This is a genomic window from Streptomyces sp. NBC_01481 (genome assembly GCF_026339995.1).
Classification (GTDB): Bacteria; Actinomycetota; Actinomycetes; order Streptomycetales; family Streptomycetaceae; genus Streptomyces.
On sequence record NZ_JAPEPT010000002.1, the window covers coordinates 596706 to 614176 of the forward strand.

A 17471-nucleotide genomic window follows, 5' to 3' on the forward strand; every position below is an offset into this window, starting at 1 on the left:
GCCGGACACCCCCTGGTGCCTGTGTGAAGGGGCCCGGGACCTGCACAGGTCCCGGGCCCTTTCGCTTACGTACTGGGCGGCTCGGCCTCAGCGCCTCAGCGCCGCCACGTCGCCCATCACGACCACCGGCCGCTTCGCCGGGTCCAGCCACACCAGCAGCTCCTTCATCCGGTCCAGCTTCAGCGCCACGCAGCCCTGGGTCGGCCCGCCGTGGTCGACGTGGACCCAGATCCCGCCGCCCTTCTCGTCGCCGAGCGGCCGGGTCCAGTCCAGCGGGGTGGTGCCCGGCTCGCGGTTGTAGTTGATGGCCACCACATGGTCGAAGGAGCCTCTCAGCGGCTCGCCCTCGAAGCCGGTGCCGGGCGCGTCGAAGGCCGCTTCCTGGTCGTAGGGAAGCCTGGTGCCCGGGTCGGGAAGCTTGCCGCCCGCGTCGGTGAGGCCGAAAACCCCGATCGGCGAGCGGTGGTCGGCGGCCTCGTGGTCGTCGGTCCAGCCGCGCAGGCCGTTGTGTGCCGGCCAGGGATCGGACACGGCCTTCCAGCCCAGGCCGGGGATGCGCTCGTAGAGAGTGGTGGCGGACTGGTTGGAGTCGGGTCCCTCGCCGACCACCACGACCGCCTGCTGGGTCGCCTTGGAGATCCTGGCGCGGGTCTGGGGGCCGAGGAAGGGGATCTCCTGCGACCGGACCATCTGCGCCTGGGGGCCGAGGTGCCCGGCGAAACCCGTCGAGGCGGCGCCCGCGGATCTCTGCGCCCCGGGCGCCGCCTCGCCGCCGGCGCCCGCGCAGCCGGTGAGCAGCAGACCTGCGACGGCCAGCGCGACCGCCGGGAACAGTCCTGTGCGGAGGGACATGTGCGGGCCTTTCGGTTCGAGAGCCTGAAGGTGCTGCTGCTTCTGGGTCGGGGCTCGGGGCGACGTCGGTCCCGGCGACATCAAATCGGATGTATGCGATCATTCGTTGCATTTCGGAAGGAGAATGCGCGAGGCGTCGCCCAAAGACACAGAACCGGAGGCACGGAAAACGCACGAGGATCACAATGTTCCGGCGCGGCGACGCCGCCGATCGGCGCGGTGTACTCCTGGAAGCCGCAGCTGCCGCCTGTCTCCCCACCAAGGGTGACGAGCGCATCCCGGGACCGCAACTTCCCGTAGTTATAGCGCATCGACAATTGAAGTGAAGAAGCGTTAAACGCATGAATAATCGGACATTGTCTTCAAGCTGGGCGTATCCAACGAATTTCTTCATCGTTGGGAGGGCATGGCGACGATGAGCCCGCAGAACACAGCGGTGGCAGAGTTTTACGAGGAGCGGGATCCGGGGTTCGCGCGCGCGTCCGGATACGCGGACTGCTCCGATCTGCTCGACGACCTCTTTGGCGCCCTGGAGCAGATCCAGGCAGATTTCACCCGGCGTTTCGGCGCCGCCCCGGCGCCGATGAGGCGGGCATGAGCGGATATTGGCCCCGTCCCGACGACGGGTTGGGCACGGCTCCGTATCACTATCAGTTTCCGTCGGACGCCCTCGGCGCGGATGTGCTCGACCCCACCATCCCCGACGGCCTGGACGTCCATCCGGACACCCACTGGGACTTCGAGAGCGATCTCACCCAGCTTCTCAAGGCCGCGGCCCCCGACCCCGTCGCACCCACCGTCTCGTCCGTCCCGCCCCTCCCCCGCAGGCGCGGTGCCCGCAGGCGTCCGAGTTTGCTGGTGCGCTGCGTCCGCCGCATCCGGGCGCCGCGGGTGAAGGTGCTGAGCTTGATCATCGCGGCACTGACCGCGGCCATCGTCGGCATGCTGAGCGTGCTCAGCGGGCTGATCGCCTACGATCCGCTGCGCCGCATGGCGTCCCCCGAAGCCCACGGGCTGGCCGGATGGTGGCCGCTGCTGGTCTACGGGCCGTGGCTGGTGGCGTCGTTGTCGATCCTGCGGGCCGCGCTGCACGACCGCCGCGCCGCACACAGCTGGGCCGTGGTGGTGCTCTTCTCCGCCGTCGCGATGTGTCTGTGCGTCGCCCACGCGCCCAGGTCGCCGATCCCCATGGCCGTGGCCGCGCTTCCGCCCGTGACCGCCCTGCTCTCCTTCCAGCAGCTGGTCCACCAGATCCTGCTCACCAGCCCCTGCCGACGCGCCACCCGCCAGCGGCACGGGGGGCACGCCGCCGCCTGCTGCTCGGACTGAAACCGGCGAGCCCCGGAACCTGGGCGGTTCCGGGGCCCTTCGCGCGTACGGCGTGTGCGCGGCCGAGGTATGTGAACGCACAGGGGCCCCGGACCTTCCGGTCGGGGCCCCTGTGCGTACCTGCTACTTGTCCTTGTCGGCGACCGGCTTGCGCAGCGCGATGTTCAGCTCGCGCAGCCGCGCCTCCTCCAGCTCGGTCGGCGCGCCCATCATCAGGTCCTGCGCGTTGCCGTTGAGCGGGAAGGCGATCGTCTCGCGGATGTTCGGCTCGTCGGCCAGCAGCATCACGATGCGGTCGACGCCCGGGGCGATGCCGCCGTGCGGCGGGGCGCCGAACTGGAAGGCGCGGAGCATGCCGGAGAACTCGTGCTCGACCGTCTCCTTCGAGTAGCCCGCGATCTCGAAGGCCTTGAACATGATCTCGGGCTCGTGGTTCCGGATCGCGCCGGAGGACAGCTCGACACCGTTGCAGACGATGTCGTACTGCCAGCCCAGGATGTCCAGCGGGTCCTGGGTCTGCAGGGCCTCGAGGCCGCCCTGCGGCATCGAGAAGGGGTTGTGCGAGAAGTCGATCCTGCCGGTCTCCTCGTCCTTCTCGTACATCGGGAAGTCGACGATCCAGCAGAACCGGAAGACGCCCTCCTCGAAGTGACCGGCGCGCTTGGCGGCCTCGACCCGGACCGCGCCCATGATCTTGGAGACCTCGTCGAAGTCGCCGGCGCCGAAGAAGATCGCGTGGCCGGGGGCGAGCGAGAGACGCTCGGTGAGGACCTTGACGTTCTCCTCGGTGAGGAACTTGGCGATCGGGCCGGTCAGCGAACCGTCCTCGCCGACGCGCACCCAGGCAAGGCCCTTCGCGCCGTGCTCGACGGCGAAGTCGCCGAGGCCGTCGAAGAACTTCCGCGGCTGCGAGGCGGTGTCCGGCACCGGCAGCGCGCGCACGTGCTTGCCCGCGAAGGCCTTGAACTCCGAGCCCTCGAAGACGTCCGTGATGTCGACGAGCTCCAGCTGGGCGCGCAGGTCCGGCTTGTCGTTGCCGTACTTGAGCATCGACTCTCGGAAGGGGATGCGCGGGAACGGCGAGGTGACGTGCCGGCCGTTGCCGAACTCCTCGAAGAGCTCGGTCATCAGCTTCTCGATCGGCTGGAAGACGTCCTCCTGCTCGACGAAGCTCATCTCGACGTCGAGCTGGTAGAACTCGCCCGGCGAGCGGTCGGCGCGGGCGTCCTCGTCGCGGAAGCAGGGCGCGATCTGGAAGTAGCGGTCGAAGCCCGAGATCATCAGCAGCTGCTTGAACTGCTGCGGGGCCTGCGGCAGCGCGTAGAACTTGCCGGGGTTCAGCCGGGAGGGCACCACGAAGTCGCGCGCGCCCTCGGGGGACGTCGCGGTCAGGATCGGGGTGGCCATCTCGTTGAAGCCGAGCGCCGTCATCTTGTGCCGGATCGCGGAGATCACGGCCGTACGCAGCATGATGTTGCGGTGCATGCGCTCGCGGCGCAGGTCGAGGAAGCGGTACTCCAGGCGGCGCTCCTCACCCACTCCGTCGTCGGTGTTGATCTGGAACGGCAGTTGCTGCGAGGCGCCCAGCAGCTCGACCGCGGAAACCTCGACCTCGATCTCGCCGGTGGGCAGCTCGGGGTTGATGTTCTCGGCGCCGCGCGAGACGACCTGTCCGTCGACGCGGACGACCGACTCCTTGTTGACCTTGTCGAGCGCCTCGTAGGCGGCGGTGCCGGGGCGGGCGACGAGCTGCGTGATGCCGTAGTGGTCGCGCAGATCGATGAAGAGGATGCCGCCCAGGTCTCGGCGATTGTGCAGCCAGCCGCTCAGCCGGACGTCGGTGGAGACGTCAGAGGCGCGGAGCTCGCCGCAGGTGTGGGACCTGTACCGATGCATCGTCGTTCATCCAGTCTTAGCAATTTGAGAGGGGGTGGGCCCGTCAAGGTTACCGCCCGGCCCCCGTCCGGCTCATTGACATACGCATGCCACCGGTCGGCACGCTGTGGCAGGCGCTCTACGCATCGTCCGCGCCGGAGCCCGAACCCGGGTCCGAGCCGGGACCCTCGCCCGAGTCCGAACCACCGCCGGAGCCCGAACTGTCGCCGGAGCCCGCGTCGGCGGAGTAGCGGCTGCGCAGCTCGCCGATCACGCCGAACGCGGCAGCGGTCAGCGGTACGGAGACCAGCATCCCGAGAATCCCGGCGACGGACGCCCCCGCGGTGATCGCCACCATCACGACGGCCGGGTGCATCTGGACCGTACGGCTCTGGATCACGGGCTGTAGCACATGCCCCTCCAGCACCTGCACGGCGATCACCACCCCCAGCGCCCACAAGGCGATCACGAACCCGCGGTCGGCGAGCGCGACAAGGACGGCCACCGTGCCGGAGAGGAAGGCGCCGAGGTAGGGGATGTACGCCGTGACGAAGACGAGCGCGCCCAGACCGACCGCTCCGGGGACGCGCAGGATCAGCAGCCCGACGGTGATGCAGACCGCGTCGATGAGCGCGATCAACGTCGTCCCGCGCATAAAGCCCTCGACGGCCCCGAAGGCCCGCCGCCCCATGGCCTCGGCGGCATCGCCCGTCGAGCCCGGGGCGAGGGACCGCAGCAGACCGGCCGCCTTGTGGGAGTCCCGCAGAAAGAAAAACATGAGCAGCAGCGCGAGTACGGAGGCGGCGATCACCTCCCCCACCACGCTCAGCCCGCTGATCACCCCGGACGCGGCCGTCCCCCCGAACCTGCCGAGCAGTTCCTTCGAGTTCTTGGCGAGATCGTCGAGCGAGGTCCCGGCGGCCCCGAAGCGCTCGGCGAGATCCCGGCCGGCCCGCCGCAGGGAGTCGACGATCTGGTCGCCGCTGTCGATCAGCGCGCTGACGACGATGTACGTGGCCCCACCGATCACGACGACGACCGCCACACAGGTCAGTGCCGCGGCGACGGACCGGTTCACCTTCATCCTCACCAGCCGCCGGTGCAGCGGCCCGAGGAGGGCGGTCCCGAGCAGTGCGAGCAGCACGGGCGTGACGGCGGTCTTGAGTTCCACGACCAGCCATACGCCGACGGCGGCGACCCCGGCCACAAGGAGCGCGACCACGCACCAGGCGGCAAGCCGCCGCACGGGCTCGGGAAGAAGGGTCTGCACGCTCCCACGTGACCACAGCGCACACACCCCGTCCCGCCCACCGGGGCCAGGAGGGTGACACCCCATCAGATCCGGCGACCGGCCGGTCCACGCCCAGGTCGACCGGCCGGTCCACGCCCAGGTCGACCGGCCGGTCCGCGCCCAGGTGCCGAAGGTCGCCGCGGACCCTCACTCCTGGCTCACGCCCCCTGGACCCCCTCAGCCCTGGGTCTCTCCCACGCCCGGCTCGCCCAGTCCGTGCACGGCCGGGATCGAGCCGAGGCGTCCGGCCTGGAAGTCCTCGACCGCCTGCCTCAGCTCCGCCTGGCTGTTCATCACGAACGGCCCGTAGTGCGCCATCGGCTCCCGGATCGGACGCCCGCCGAGCAGCACGATCTCCAGGTCACCGGTGTGCGAGCCGTTCTGGGTGTCGTCCGCCCACACCGTGAGCGAGTCGCCGTCGCCGAACACCGCGGTCTGCCCCATCCGCACCGGCCGCCGCTCGGTGCCGACCGCGCCGCGCCCGGCCAGGACGTATGCGAGGCCATTGAAGTCCTTGCGCCACGGCAGGTCGATCTGAGCGCCGGGCCGCAGCGTCGCGTGGATCATCGTGATCGGCGTGTGCGTGATGCCCGGGCCCTCGTGACCGTTCAGCTCACCGGCGATGACCCGTAGCAGCGCGCCGCCGTCGGGCGAGGTGAGCAGTTGCACCTGGCCGCCGCGGATGTCCTGGTAGCGGGGGGCCATCATCTTGTCGCTCGCCGGGAGGTTCACCCACAGCTGGAGCCCGTGGAAGAGTCCGCCCGACATGACCAGCGACTCCGGCGGCGCCTCGATGTGCAGCAGGCCGGAGCCCGCCGTCATCCACTGGGTGTCGCCGTTGCGGATCGTTCCGCCGCCGCCGTTGCTGTCCTGGTGCACGAACGTTCCGTCAATCAGGTACGTGACGGTCTCGAAGCCGCGGTGCGGGTGCCAGGGCGTGCCCTTGGGCTCGCCGGGCGCATAGTCCACCTCACCCATCTGGTCCATCATGATGAACGGGTCGAGGTACTGGTAGTTGATCCCCGCGAACGCACGCCGCACCGGGAAGCCCTCGCCCTCGAACCCGCTGGGCGCCGTGGTCACGGCGAGCACGGGGCGCGACAGGGCATCGGCGGGCGCGGCTACGCGGGGCAGGGTGAGCGGATTCTCGACAGTCACTGCAGGCATGACGTGGCCTCCTTGTGCGTCCAGTTTAGTTGAAGACTGAACTTCTTGCACCTGGAACGCGAGACGCCCGGGAGGAATTCCCCCCGGGCGCCCTACAGGCAGGCCTGCCGCTCAGCCATACATCCGCCGCATCGCGAAGTCGACCATCTGCTCCACGGCCTTCGCGTCGAAGACCATGCGGTGGTCGCCCTCCATGTCCAGGACGAAGCCGTACCCGGTCGGCAGCAGGTCGATCACCTCGGCACCCGTGATCACGAAGTACTTGGACTCCTTGCCCGCGTACCGGCGCAGCTCCTTGAGCGAGGTGAACATCGGGATGACCGGCTGCTGGGTGTTGTGCAGCGCCAGGAACCCGGGATTGTCACCGCGCGGGCAGTACACCTTCGAGGTCGCGAAGATCTGCTGGAAGTCCTCCGCGGACAGCGACGCCGTGGTGAAGGCCCGCACCGCGTCGGCGAGCGAAGGGGGCGACGGCTCGGGGTAGAGCGGCTGCTCCCCGTAGGAGGGCTGCTGCGGTACGTACTGCTGCTGAGCGCCCGGGGTCTGGTCGTAGCCGTACATGCACGCAAGAGTACTGAGTCACAGTTGCCCCGTTAGGGTTGCGTCTTATTACCGGCGGGTAGCATCATGTTAGTTACTAACTGGTACGTGGATGAGAATCCCGCCTCCCGATCCTTACGGAGCCGTCGCCATGGGGCACTACAAGTCGAATCTCCGCGACATCGAGTTCAACCTCTTCGAGGTCCTCGGGCGCGACAAGCTGTACGGCACCGGCCCGTTCGCGGAGATGGACGTCGACACTGCCAAGACCATCCTCGAAGAGATCGCGCGTCTCGCCGAGAACGAGCTCGCCGAATCCTTCGCGGACGCCGACCGCAACCCCCCTGTTTTCGACCCCAAGACCAGCACCGCGCCCGTCCCGGCGTCCTTCAAGAAGAGCTACCAGGCCTTCATGGACTCCGAGTACTGGCGCCTGGGCCTGCCCGAGGAGATCGGCGGCACCACCTCGCCCCGCTCCCTGATCTGGTCGTACGCGGAGCTGCTCCTCGGCTCGAACCCGGCCATCTGGATGTACTCCTCGGGCCCCGCCTTTGCGGGCATCCTCTTCGAGGAGGGCAACGAGGCGCAGAAGAAGGTCGCCCAGATAGCCGTCGAGAAGCGCTGGGGCTCCACCATGGTGCTCACCGAGCCGGACGCCGGCTCGGACGTCGGCGCCGGCCGCACCAAGGCCGTCGAGCAGGAGGACGGCTCCTGGCACATCGAGGGCGTGAAGCGCTTCATCACCTCCGGTGAGCACGACATGGAGGAGAACATCCTTCACTACGTGCTGGCCCGCCCCGAGGGCCACGGCCCGGGCACCAAGGGCCTGTCGCTCTTCCTCGTGCCGAAGTTCCACTTCGACTGGGAGACCGGCGAGCTGGGCGAGCGCAACGGCGTGTACGCCACGAACGTCGAGCACAAGATGGGCCTCAAGGCCTCCAACACCTGCGAGATGACGTTCGGCGACCAGCACCCCGCCAAGGGCTGGCTGATCGGCGACAAGCACGACGGCATCCGCCAGATGTTCATGATCATCGAGTTCGCCCGGATGATGGTCGGCACGAAGGCCATCGCGACCCTGTCCACCGGTTACCTGAACGCGCTGGAGTACGCCAAGGAGCGCGTCCAGGGCCAGGACCTGGTGAACTTCGCGGACAAGACTGCGCCCAAGGTCACCATCACGCACCACCCGGACGTGCGCCGCGCGCTGATGACGCAGAAGGCGTACGCCGAGGGCATGCGCGCCCTGGTCCTCTACACCGCATCCGTCCAGGACGAGATCGCCCTCAAGGAAGCCGCGGGCGAGGACGCCAAGGCGCTCGTCGCGCTGAACGACCTGCTGCTGCCGATCGTGAAGGGCTACGGCTCGGAGAAGTCGTACGAGCAGCTGGCCCAGTCGCTGCAGACCTTCGGCGGCTCCGGCTATCTGCAGGAGTACCCGATCGAGCAGTACATCCGGGACGCCAAGATCGACACTCTCTACGAGGGCACCACGGCCATCCAGGGCCAGGACTACTTCTTCCGGAAGATCGTCCGCGACCAGGGCCAGGCGCTGAACACCCTCTCCGAGGAGATCAAGAAGTTCCTGGCGGTCGGCACCGGGGGCGATGAGCTGGCCCCGGCCCGCGACGCGCTCGCCAAGGCCGCGGTGGACCTGGAGGCGATCGTCGGCACGATGACGAACGACCTCATCGCCACCGGCGAGGACGTCAAGAACATCTACAAGGTGGGCCTGAACACCACCCGCCTGCTGATGGCCTCGGGCGACGTGGTCGTCGGCTACCTGCTGCTGCGCGGCGCGGCGGTCGCGGCGGAGAAGCTCCAGACGGCCTCCGCGAAGGACGTGCCCTTCTACCAGGGCAAGATCGCGGCCGCGAAGTTCTTCGCCGCGAACGTCCTGCCGGGCGTCTCGGCCGAGCGCGCGCTCGCGGAGACGGTCGACAACTCGCTGATGGACCTCGACGAGGCGGCGTTCTAGTCACGCCGATGCGTCCTTGAGGTGGCCCGCCCCCAGTTCCGGGGGCGGGCCACCTCCATGACCGGGCCCCGGGATCGACGCGCCGCCGGCCTGGGTGCCCCGATCGGCAGACGGGCCAGGGCTTTCCCTCGTTAAGGTGACCCCATGAGCGCGAGAACCGCCCGCTTCGACCGCGGCCACACCGACGACCTGATGTCCTTCCTGGCGGCGAGCCCGTCGCCGTACCACGCTGTCGCCAACGCGGCCGCGCGGTTGGAGAAGGCCGGATTCCGGCAGGTGCTGGAGACGGACGCCTGGGACGGTACGCACGGCGGCAAGTACGTGCTGCGCGGCGGCGCGATCATCGCCTGGTACGTGCCCGAGGGCGCCGAGCCGCACACCCCGTTCCGGATCGTCGGCGCCCACACCGACTCGCCCAATCTGCGGGTCAAGCCGCTGCCGGACACCGGCGCGTACGGCTGGCGGCAGATCGCCGTCGAGGTGTACGGCGGGACGCTGCTCAACACCTGGCTGGACCGGGACCTCGGTCTCGCCGGCCGGCTCACCCTTCGCGACGGCAGCCACCGCCTGGTCAACATCGACCGTGCGCTGCTGCGCGTACCGCAGCTCGCCATCCATCTGGACCGCTCGGCCAACGACGGCCTGAAGCTGGACCGGCAGAAGCACCTCCAGCCGATCTGGGGTCTCGGCGAGGTCGAGGAAGGCGATCTGATCCGGTTCCTGGAGCAGGAGTCGGGCCTCGCCGAGGGCGACGTCACCGGCTGGGACCTGATGGTGCACTCCATCGAGCCGCCGTCCTATCTGGGCCGCGACCGGGAACTGGTCGCCGGGCCCCGGATGGACAACCTGCTCTCTGTGCACGCGGGCACGGCCGCGCTCGCCGCCGTCGCCGAGTCCGGGGAGCTGCCCTGCATCCCCGTCCTCGCCGCCTTCGACCACGAGGAGAACGGCTCGCAGGCCGACACCGGCGCCGACGGTCCGCTCCTCGGCAATGTGCTGGAGCGTTCGGTCTTCGCGCGCGGCGGTGCGTACGAGGACAGGGCGCGCGCCTTCGCGGGCACGGTGTGCCTCTCGTCCGACACGGGCCACGCCGTCCACCCCAACTACGCCGAACGGCACGACCCGACGCACCACCCGCGGGCCAACGGCGGCCCGATCCTCAAGGTGAACGTCAACCAGCGGTACGCCACCGACGGCAGCGGCCGCGCGGTGTTCGCCGAGGCCTGCGAGCGGGCCGGGGTGCCGTGGCAGACGTTCGTGTCGAACAACGCGATGCCGTGCGGCACGACCATCGGCCCGATCACCGCGGCCCGGCACGGCATCCAGACCGTCGACATCGGCGTGGCGATCCTGTCGATGCACAGCGCGCGTGAACTGTGCGGCGCACAGGACCCCTATCTGCTGGCGAACGCCCTCACCGCGTTCCTGGAGGCCTGAAGTCCCCTGGCCCAGGGGCCGGTTGGGGGTTTGCGAAACAACTGCGAAAGCAGCCGTACGCAACGGTGATGACCATGGTTCTCCTCGGTCATCACGCGGTGGTCACCCACCGGCCCGGCCCCTCGCGCCGCACCCTGTTCCTCGCACTCGCCTCGGCGGTCGCGGTCCTTGCCGCAGGGTGCTGGTTCGTCATTCAGCGGTACAACGAGCGGCCGCCGTGGGCCGAGGACATCGCGTACGAATCGGGTTACGTCCAGGGCCGACGGGTCCGGATGTACGACCCGACCGGCCAGGAGGTGAGAAAGCTCCTGGCCGACGGGTGCGCGGAGATCCGGTCCGCCGGCTGGGGCGGGCGCAAGGCGACGTACGACCCCGGCCTGTGGGTGGACGGCTGCCTGGACGGTGCGGCGGGCCGCCAGCCCCTGCGACAGGGGCTCTTCCACTAGGGCGTGTTGGGAAGTAGCGCCGCTACTCCTGGTCCATCCCGGCCAGTACGAGCGGCAGCCGCGTGACCCCGTCCGCGCTCACCTGCACCGGAACACCCCAGTCCTGCTGATGCACATGGCACGCCGGGTACTCGTTGGACGGGTCGTCGTCGCAGGACGCCGCCATCGCCGACACATGCAGCACGCCCTCGGCGACCGCCGGATCGATCTCCAGGTCGCGCGCCAGGTCCGTGCCCGCGCCCTCACCGGAGATCAGCAGCTCCGGCGGGGTCGAGGAGACGAGCAGCCGGGTAGACGGCCCGTACCGGGTGTCCAGCTTCTGGCCGGCCGGGGCCTGGAAGACCACGTCCAACCGCAGCTTGCCCGCGGCGACTTCGGTCGCGGCACGCTGGGTGCGGTGAGCGACGGCATCGACGCGTACCGCCTCCTCCGGCAGCCGCAGCCGGGTCAGCCGGTGCCGCGCGGACTCCACCACGACGATGTCCTCGCCGACCAGCACGGCGTCGCTCGGCTCCCGCAGATCGGTGGCCAGGGTGGTCACCTCGCCGCTGTGCCCCTCTTGAACGGGAGGTGTGTAGCGGCGCAGCGCGTGGTTGTACGTGTCGCTGACGGCCACCGAACCGTCGGGGAGCGCGGTCACGCCCAACGGGTGCTGGAGCAGGGCCTGTCCGGCCGCACCGTCGCGGTGACCGAAGTCGAAGAGTCCGGTGCCGACGGCGGTGTGCACGGCGCCCTCGCGGTCGACGTACCGCAGCGCGCTCGTCTCCGAGTCGGCGACCCACAGCCGCTCCTCGGTCGCCGCGAGCCCGGACGGCTGGGCGAACCACGCCTCGGCGACCGGTCCGTCGACCAGGCCCTCGTTGGTGGTGCCCGCGGCGACGCGGACCGTGCCGAGCTCGGGGTCGTACGCCCACAGCTGGTGGACGCCGGCCATCGCGATCCACACCTCGCCCTGCCACCAGGCCACGTCCCACGGCGAGGAGAGGTCCACGTCGCGGGCCGGGCCGTTCGTCGGCGAGCCCTGCCACCACTGCCTGCCGGTCCCGGCGACGGTGGTGGTCTCTGCGTTCTCCAGGTCGAGCACACGCAGGGCGTGGTTGACCGTGTCGGCGACGACGACGCGCCCCCCGGGCAGCAGGGCGAGCCCCTGCGGTTCACTGAACCGGGCCCGCTCGGGGCCGCCGTCGACGAGCCCCCGCTCACCGTCGCCGTACCGCTGGACGACCGTCTCGGCGTCGGCCGCCAGCCGCACCAGCTGATGGCGCGTGGTGTCGGAGACCAGAAAACCGCCGTCGGGCAGCACGAGCGCCTTGCCGGGGAAGCGCAGATGCGTGGCGACCGGCTCGGGCGCGACATACGGCCCGTCACCGCGCCGCAGCGTGCCCTTGGCGGCGTGCTCCGCCTCCAGCTCCTCGACGAGCTTCTCGATGGCGTGCGCATGCCCCTCGCCGGCGTGCTGGGCGACGACATAGCCCTCGGGGTCGATGACGACGAGGGTGGGCCAGGCCCGTACGGCGTACTGCTTCCAGGTGGCGAGCTCGGGGTCGTCGAGCACGGGGTGATGCACCTGATAGCGCTCGACGGCGTCGACGACGGCCTGGTGCTCCGCCTCGTGCACGAACTTCGGCGAGTGGACCCCGATGATCACCACGGTGTCGCGGTGCTTCTCCTCGAGCTCGCGCAGCTCGTCCAGGACATGCAGACAGTTAATGCAGCAAAATGTCCAAAAATCGAGGATAACGATGCGTCCTCGCAGGTCAGCGAGGGTGTACTGGGTGTCGCCCGTATTGAGCCAGCCGCCCCTGCCGATGAGCTCGGGGGCCCGAACGCGTGCACGTGTAGCCATACCCCCATCCAACCGCACGAGACCGGGTACGCATTCCAGCCATGAAATACCTCGTACGCGACAAGATCTTCGCGATCGGTGACGACTACTGGATCGAGGACGAGCAGGGGCGCCGCGCCTTCCTCGTCGACGGCAAGGCGCTGCGGCTGCGCGACACGCTGGAGCTCAAGGACCCGAGCGGGCTTGTGCTCATCACGCTGCGCAAGAAGCTGCTGAGCCTGAGGGACACGATGACCGTCGAACGGGGCGACGCGCCGCTCGCCACGATCCGCAGGAAACGGCTCTCGCTGCTGCGCAACCACTACCGGGTGGCACTCGTCGAGGGCACGGAACTGGATGTCAGCGGCCGGATCCTGCACCGGGAGTTCGTGATCGAGTACGACGGCGAACTGCTGGCTCACATCTCGAAGCAGTGGTTCCGGGTGCGGGAGACGTACGCGGTGAATGTCGTCCGGGAGGACGCGGATCCGGCGCTGATGATCGCGGTGGCGGTGTGCGTGATCCGCATGGCGGAGAGGGAGCGGGACGGCGACGACGATTAGTTCCGGGCGGCGGCTGAAATATGCCGCTGGGCCGCATTTTCAGCCCGTCCGGCGTTGAGGACATGCGGCCGAAGGTCGCAGCCCGCCTGGACGCTAGGGCGCGTCCAGGCCCAGCCGCCGGTCCTTCAGCGCCGGGAACTGCTCGCGCGTCGTCGTCACTTTCTCCGCGGACAGTTCCACCCGCAGGACCTCCTCGCCCGGCCCCGCCTCCGCCAGGACCTCGCCCCACGGGTCGACCACAATGCTGTGGCCCGCCTGCTCGACCCCCGCATGGGTGCCCGCGGTGCCGCAGGCCAGGACGTAGGCCTGGTTCTCGACCGCGCGGGCGCGGGCCAGCAGGGTCCAGTGTTCGCGGCGGCGGGCCGGCCAGCCGGCCGGGATGACGAAGGCCTGGGCGCCGGCGTCCACGAGTCCGCGGAAGAGTTCGGGGAAGCGCAGGTCGTAGCAGGTCGCCAAGCCGACGGTGAGGCCCGGCAGCGGGACGGTGACGAGTTCGTCGCCCGCGCCCATCATCACCGCCTCACCCTTGTCGAAGCCGAAGCGGTGGATCTTGCGGTAGGTGCCGACCAGTTCACCGGCGGGGGAGAGGACGAGGGAGGTGTTGTAGAGAGTGCCGTCCGCGGCCTTCTCGACGACGGAGCCCGCGTGCAGCCACACGCCTGCGTCGCTCGCCGCCTTCGCCATCACCTCGTACGTCGGCCCGGTGACCGTCTCCGCCTCCTCGGCGAAGGAGTCGTAGGCGAAGGCGCCGACGGGCCACAGTTCCGGCAGGATCACCAGATCGGCGTCCTGTTGTTCGCGTACCAGCGAAGCGGCCCGCGCCCTACGAGAATTGACTGTTTCGTCCGGGTCTACTGCGATCTGGATGAGAGAGGCGCGCACACTACCACCGTCCTGGCATTCGAGCCGTCAACGCGGGCCTACGATCGTCACACGAAAGCACTGCCGGGGTGCCGTCCGGCAGCGTAACTTAACTGCCGAGCCTCCCACGCAGCCCAGCAGTCAGCAGCCCAGCCCGCGTACCGCAGAACCGCCGAGGGGTCCCGTGACCGTCCATCCCAGCCTCCAGACCTACGCCGACGCCTGGACCCACTCCATCGAATCGATAGCAGAGCTGGTGCAGCCGCTCGTGGAAGGCGAGTGGAACCGGCCGACGCCGTGTCCCGCCTGGTCGGTCCGCGATGTCGTCTCGCACGTCATCGGCATGGAGTGCGAGATGCTCGGCGATCCCCGGCCGATCCATACGCTGCCGCGCGATCTCTACCATGTACAGAGCGAGTTCGCCCGCTACATGGAGATGCAGGTCGATGTGCGCCGGCACCACACGGCGCCGGAGATGACCTCGGAGCTGGAGTACACGATCATCCGGCGGGCCCGTCAGCTGCGCAACGAGAGCCGCGCCCCCGGCACCATGGTCCGTGCCCCGCTCGGCGCCGAGCAGACCCTTGAACTCGCCATGCGGATGCGGGCGTTCGACACGTGGGTGCACGAGCAGGATCTGCGGGTGGCGCTCGGCAAGCCGGGCAACCTCGACTCCCCCGGCGCGTATGTCGCGCGGGACTGTCTGCTCGAAGCCCTGCCGAAGGTCGTCGCCAAGGACGCGGGCGCGCCCGCGAATTCGGCGGTCGTCTTCGATGTGCACGGTCCGGTGGAGTTCCTGCGGACGGTCCGGGTGGACGCGGACGGCCGCGGCACGGTCGACGGCGCGCCCTCGCTCGGGCCCGTCGTGACCCTCGCCATGGACTGGGAGACCTACGTCCGCCTGGCGTGCGGGCGGGTGCGGGCGGCCGCGGTGCAGGACCGGGTCAAGGTGGACGGGGACGCGGAGCTGGGCGCGGCGATCCTGCGGGAGTTCGCGGTCACTCCGTAGCGGAGGAGCCGGGCGCGCGTGGCATCCGCCTCGCGCGCGCCGCAGGTTCACGCCGGAGGGTCCGCGCCGAACCGGTCGCGCCTCACAGGGTCCGCGCGGCAGACGGTCCGCGTCGTCACGCCGGTACGTGCACGGCCTCCACCCGGCTCGCCACCAGCCGTTCCCGCTCCCGCCGCACCGTGCGCGCCCGCAGCCGCAGGATCTGCCCGATCCCGACGGCCTCCAGCACGAACACCGACGAGAACGCGATCCGGTAGTTGTCGCCGGTCGCGTCCAGCAGCACCCCGACCGCCAGCAGTGTCGTCATGGAGGCCACGAAGCCGCCCATGTTGACGATGCCCGACGCCGTCCCCTGCCGTTCCGGGGGATTGGCGGGGCGGGCGAAGTCGAAGCCGATCATCGACGCGGGCCCGCATGCCCCGAGCACCGTGCAGAGTGTGATCAGCAACCACATCGGGGCAGGGTCGCCGGGGTACACAATGGTGGCGGCCCATACGAGTGCGGTCGCCCCGACCGTGCCGAGAGCGAGCGGGACCCGGGCCGCATGGTGGCGCGCGATGATCTGCCCGTACACCAGGCCCACCATCATGTTGGAGAGCACCACCAGGGTCAGCAGCTCGCCCGCCGTCTCCCGGGACAGGCCCTGTGCCTCGATGAGGAAGGGCATCCCCCACAGCAGCAGGAACACCATCGCGGGGAACTGGGTGGTGAAGTGCACCCACAGGCCGAGTCTGGTGCCGGGCTCCCGCCAGGACTGGGCGATCTGCTTGCGTACGAATGCCGATCCGGCGTGCCGGGCGGGCGGTGGCTCATGGCCCTCGGGGTGGTCCTTGAGGAAGAGCACGAGCAGGACGAGCACGACCAGTCCGGCCGCCGCGCTGCCCGCGAAGGTGGCGGTCCAGCCCAGGCCGTGGAGCATCCGGGCGATGACGATGGTCGAGACGAGGTTGCCCGCCATCCCGAAGAGCGCGGCGACCTGCCCTATGAGGGGTCCGCGCCGCGCCGGGAACCAGCGGGTGCCGAGCCGCAGCACGCTGATGAAGGTCATCGCGTCGCCGCAGCCGAGGAGCGCACGCGAGGCGAGGGCCGTGCCGTACGAGGGCGAGAACGCGAAGCCCAGCTGCCCGGCCGTGAACAGCACCACGCCGATGGTGAGGACCTTCTTGGTGCCGAGGCGGTCGACCAGCAGGCCGACGGGTATCTGCATCCCCGCGTACACGAGCAGCTGGAGGATGGAGAAGGTGGACAGCGCGGAGGCGTTGACGTCGAAGCGGTCGGCGGCGTCGAGTCCGGCGACGCCCAGGGACGTACGGAAGATGACGGCGACGAAGTAGACAGCGACGCCGATGCCCCAGACCGCGGCGGCCCGCCGTCCGCCGGGTGGATCCCCCGGCAGGGCGGCGGCGCAGGCGCTCACCGGACCTCGCCCCGCGCCAGGTTGCTGAACCAGCCGACGTGCCGGTGGACGAGGGCGGCCGCCGCGTCCGGGTCTCCGGCGCGCAGTGCCTCAAGGATCTCGCTGTGCTCGGCGACGTTCTTGGCGATCCGGTCGGGGTGGGAGTGCATGACCGCGACGCCCATCCTCAGCTGCCGGTCGCGGAGTTGGTCGTAGAGGCGGGAGAGGATCGCGTTGCCCCCGCTGCGGACGATCTCGGCGTGGAAGCAGCGGTCGGTGACGGCGACGGCGGCCAGGTCGCCCTCCTCGCCCTGTCGCTTCTGCTGTTCGAGGAGCTCTTCGAGGCGGGCGATCAGCTGCGGTGAGGCCGGTACGGCCTTGCGGGCGGCGTGCTCCTCGACCAGCATCCGGGTCTCGACCACATCGGCGATCTCCTGTGCGGAGACGGCGAGGACCGAGGGCGCCCTTCTTCGGGTAGAGCTTGATCAGCCCTTCGACCTCCAGCTTGAGGAGCGCTTCGCGGACGGGGGTGCGCGATACGCCGACGGCGTCGGCCAGTTCGCCCTCGGTGAGGAGGGTTCCGCCCTCGTAGCGGCGGTCGAGGACGGCTTGCTTGATGTGGGTGTAGACGCGTTCTGCGGCAGGGGCGGCGGCGGGCATGCGCACAGCTTAGATACAACACAGGTGCATCAGGAAGCCTGGTCCACGATGCAGGACGGACAAGGGGTTTGGGCGCCCGGAACAAGAAGTACGCAACTTCCGTACATCCATTCGCTCTGCTCACGAGTCTCATGTCGGGACCCTGTTTTCCCTGGGCCCCATCGACTTTGAAAGTCACGGGACTTAACGGACTTTCGACGCAAACGCGACTATCGGAGCGTTCCCTTTGATACTCAAAAGCA

15 protein-coding genes and 1 pseudogene are annotated in these 17471 nt (G+C 69.5%); 7 read left to right on the top strand and 9 right to left on the bottom strand.

Annotated features, from left to right (window positions below; translation table 11 throughout):
- Window positions 1–87: 87 nt before the first annotated feature.
- A complete protein-coding gene (locus tag OOK40_RS13270) occupies window positions 88–852 on the bottom strand; it encodes a L,D-transpeptidase family protein (RefSeq protein WP_266480261.1) in 765 nt (254 codons plus the stop codon).
- A gap of 406 nt (window positions 853–1258) precedes the next feature.
- Between OOK40_RS13270 and OOK40_RS13275 the strand changes: the two genes are divergently transcribed.
- On the top strand, window positions 1259–1450 hold the full coding sequence (locus OOK40_RS13275; RefSeq protein ID WP_266480263.1) for a hypothetical protein: 192 nt from the start codon (window positions 1259–1261) through the stop codon (window positions 1448–1450).
- Window positions 1447–2181, top strand: coding sequence for a DUF2637 domain-containing protein (locus OOK40_RS13280; protein WP_266480265.1), 735 nt, complete (start codon window positions 1447–1449; stop codon window positions 2179–2181). The genes OOK40_RS13275 and OOK40_RS13280 overlap by 4 nt, the downstream gene beginning before the upstream one ends.
- Window positions 2182–2304: 123 nt before the next feature.
- On the opposite strand, the gene aspS is transcribed toward OOK40_RS13280, so the two are convergent.
- The 4 genes from aspS to OOK40_RS13300 all read right to left on the bottom strand — a co-directional run bounded on the left by aspS (window position 2305) and on the right by OOK40_RS13300 (window position 7075).
- Window positions 2305–4077, bottom strand: a complete 1773-nt coding sequence (gene aspS, locus OOK40_RS13285; protein ID WP_266480267.1) for an aspartate--tRNA ligase — start codon at window positions 4075–4077, stop codon at window positions 2305–2307.
- A 118-nt stretch (window positions 4078–4195) separates the two neighbouring features.
- A complete protein-coding gene (locus OOK40_RS13290) occupies window positions 4196–5326 on the bottom strand; it encodes an AI-2E family transporter (protein WP_266480271.1) in 1131 nt (376 codons plus the stop codon).
- A gap of 198 nt (window positions 5327–5524) precedes the next feature.
- Window positions 5525–6514 carry a pirin family protein gene (locus tag OOK40_RS13295; protein WP_266480273.1) on the bottom strand — a complete coding sequence of 330 codons (990 nt, stop codon included), beginning with the start codon at window positions 6512–6514 and terminating at the stop codon, window positions 5525–5527.
- Between the two features lie 111 nt (window positions 6515–6625).
- A complete protein-coding gene (locus OOK40_RS13300; protein WP_142214650.1) occupies window positions 6626–7075 on the bottom strand; it encodes an SseB family protein in 450 nt (149 codons plus the stop codon).
- A gap of 130 nt (window positions 7076–7205) precedes the next feature.
- Here OOK40_RS13300 and OOK40_RS13305 point away from each other — a divergent pair, with 130 nt between their 5' ends.
- The 3 genes from OOK40_RS13305 to OOK40_RS13315 all read left to right on the top strand — a co-directional run bounded on the left by OOK40_RS13305 (window position 7206) and on the right by OOK40_RS13315 (window position 10915).
- Window positions 7206–9032: an acyl-CoA dehydrogenase gene (locus tag OOK40_RS13305; RefSeq protein ID WP_266480282.1), complete on the top strand. Its 1827-nt coding sequence runs from the start codon at window positions 7206–7208 to the stop codon at window positions 9030–9032.
- 144 nt (window positions 9033–9176) lie between these two features.
- Window positions 9177–10469, top strand: coding sequence for a M18 family aminopeptidase (locus OOK40_RS13310; RefSeq protein WP_266480284.1), 1293 nt, complete (start codon window positions 9177–9179; stop codon window positions 10467–10469).
- A gap of 68 nt (window positions 10470–10537) precedes the next feature.
- Window positions 10538–10915, top strand: a complete 378-nt coding sequence (locus OOK40_RS13315; RefSeq protein WP_266480288.1) for a hypothetical protein — start codon at window positions 10538–10540, stop codon at window positions 10913–10915.
- 22 nt (window positions 10916–10937) lie between these two features.
- On the opposite strand, the gene OOK40_RS13320 is transcribed toward OOK40_RS13315, so the two are convergent.
- Complete coding sequence (locus tag OOK40_RS13320) at window positions 10938–12761, bottom strand: NHL domain-containing thioredoxin family protein (RefSeq protein WP_266480291.1); 1824 nt, start codon at window positions 12759–12761, stop codon at window positions 10938–10940.
- A 41-nt stretch (window positions 12762–12802) separates the two neighbouring features.
- On the opposite strand from OOK40_RS13320, the gene OOK40_RS13325 reads away from it, so the two are divergent.
- Window positions 12803–13303, top strand: a complete 501-nt coding sequence (locus OOK40_RS13325) for an LURP-one-related/scramblase family protein (protein WP_266480294.1) — start codon at window positions 12803–12805, stop codon at window positions 13301–13303.
- 93 nt (window positions 13304–13396) lie between these two features.
- Here OOK40_RS13325 and OOK40_RS13330 read toward each other — a convergent pair whose 3' ends face one another.
- On the bottom strand, window positions 13397–14185 hold the full coding sequence (locus OOK40_RS13330) for a carbon-nitrogen family hydrolase (RefSeq protein WP_266480296.1): 789 nt from the start codon (window positions 14183–14185) through the stop codon (window positions 13397–13399).
- 163 nt (window positions 14186–14348) lie between these two features.
- Between OOK40_RS13330 and OOK40_RS13335 the strand changes: the two genes are divergently transcribed.
- Window positions 14349–15173, top strand: a complete 825-nt coding sequence (locus tag OOK40_RS13335) for a maleylpyruvate isomerase family mycothiol-dependent enzyme (RefSeq protein ID WP_266480298.1) — start codon at window positions 14349–14351, stop codon at window positions 15171–15173.
- 115 nt (window positions 15174–15288) lie between these two features.
- On the opposite strand, the gene OOK40_RS13340 is transcribed toward OOK40_RS13335, so the two are convergent.
- Window positions 15289–16590, bottom strand: a complete 1302-nt coding sequence (locus tag OOK40_RS13340) for a nitrate/nitrite transporter (RefSeq protein ID WP_266480301.1) — start codon at window positions 16588–16590, stop codon at window positions 15289–15291.
- Window positions 16587–17229 (bottom strand): annotated as a pseudogene (locus OOK40_RS13345) (GntR family transcriptional regulator). The gene OOK40_RS13340 and the pseudogene OOK40_RS13345 overlap by 4 nt, the downstream one beginning before the upstream one ends.
- Between the last annotated feature and the right edge of the window lie 242 nt (window positions 17230–17471).

Coding starts and splice junctions, on each gene's coding strand:
- OOK40_RS13270 (WP_266480261.1), bottom strand. CDS start 852: ATGTCCCTCCGCACAGGACTGTTCCCGGCGGTCGCGCTGGCCGTCGCA.
- OOK40_RS13275 (WP_266480263.1), top strand. CDS start 1,259: ATGGCGACGATGAGCCCGCAGAACACAGCGGTGGCAGAGTTTTACGAG.
- OOK40_RS13280 (WP_266480265.1), top strand. CDS start 1,447: ATGAGCGGATATTGGCCCCGTCCCGACGACGGGTTGGGCACGGCTCCG.
- aspS (WP_266480267.1), bottom strand. CDS start 4,077: ATGCATCGGTACAGGTCCCACACCTGCGGCGAGCTCCGCGCCTCTGAC.
- OOK40_RS13295 (WP_266480273.1), bottom strand. CDS start 6,514: ATGCCTGCAGTGACTGTCGAGAATCCGCTCACCCTGCCCCGCGTAGCC.
- OOK40_RS13300 (WP_142214650.1), bottom strand. CDS start 7,075: ATGTACGGCTACGACCAGACCCCGGGCGCTCAGCAGCAGTACGTACCG.
- OOK40_RS13305 (WP_266480282.1), top strand. CDS start 7,206: ATGGGGCACTACAAGTCGAATCTCCGCGACATCGAGTTCAACCTCTTC.
- OOK40_RS13310 (WP_266480284.1), top strand. CDS start 9,177: ATGAGCGCGAGAACCGCCCGCTTCGACCGCGGCCACACCGACGACCTG.
- OOK40_RS13315 (WP_266480288.1), top strand. CDS start 10,538: ATGACCATGGTTCTCCTCGGTCATCACGCGGTGGTCACCCACCGGCCC.
- OOK40_RS13320 (WP_266480291.1), bottom strand. CDS start 12,761: ATGGCTACACGTGCACGCGTTCGGGCCCCCGAGCTCATCGGCAGGGGC.
- OOK40_RS13325 (WP_266480294.1), top strand. CDS start 12,803: ATGAAATACCTCGTACGCGACAAGATCTTCGCGATCGGTGACGACTAC.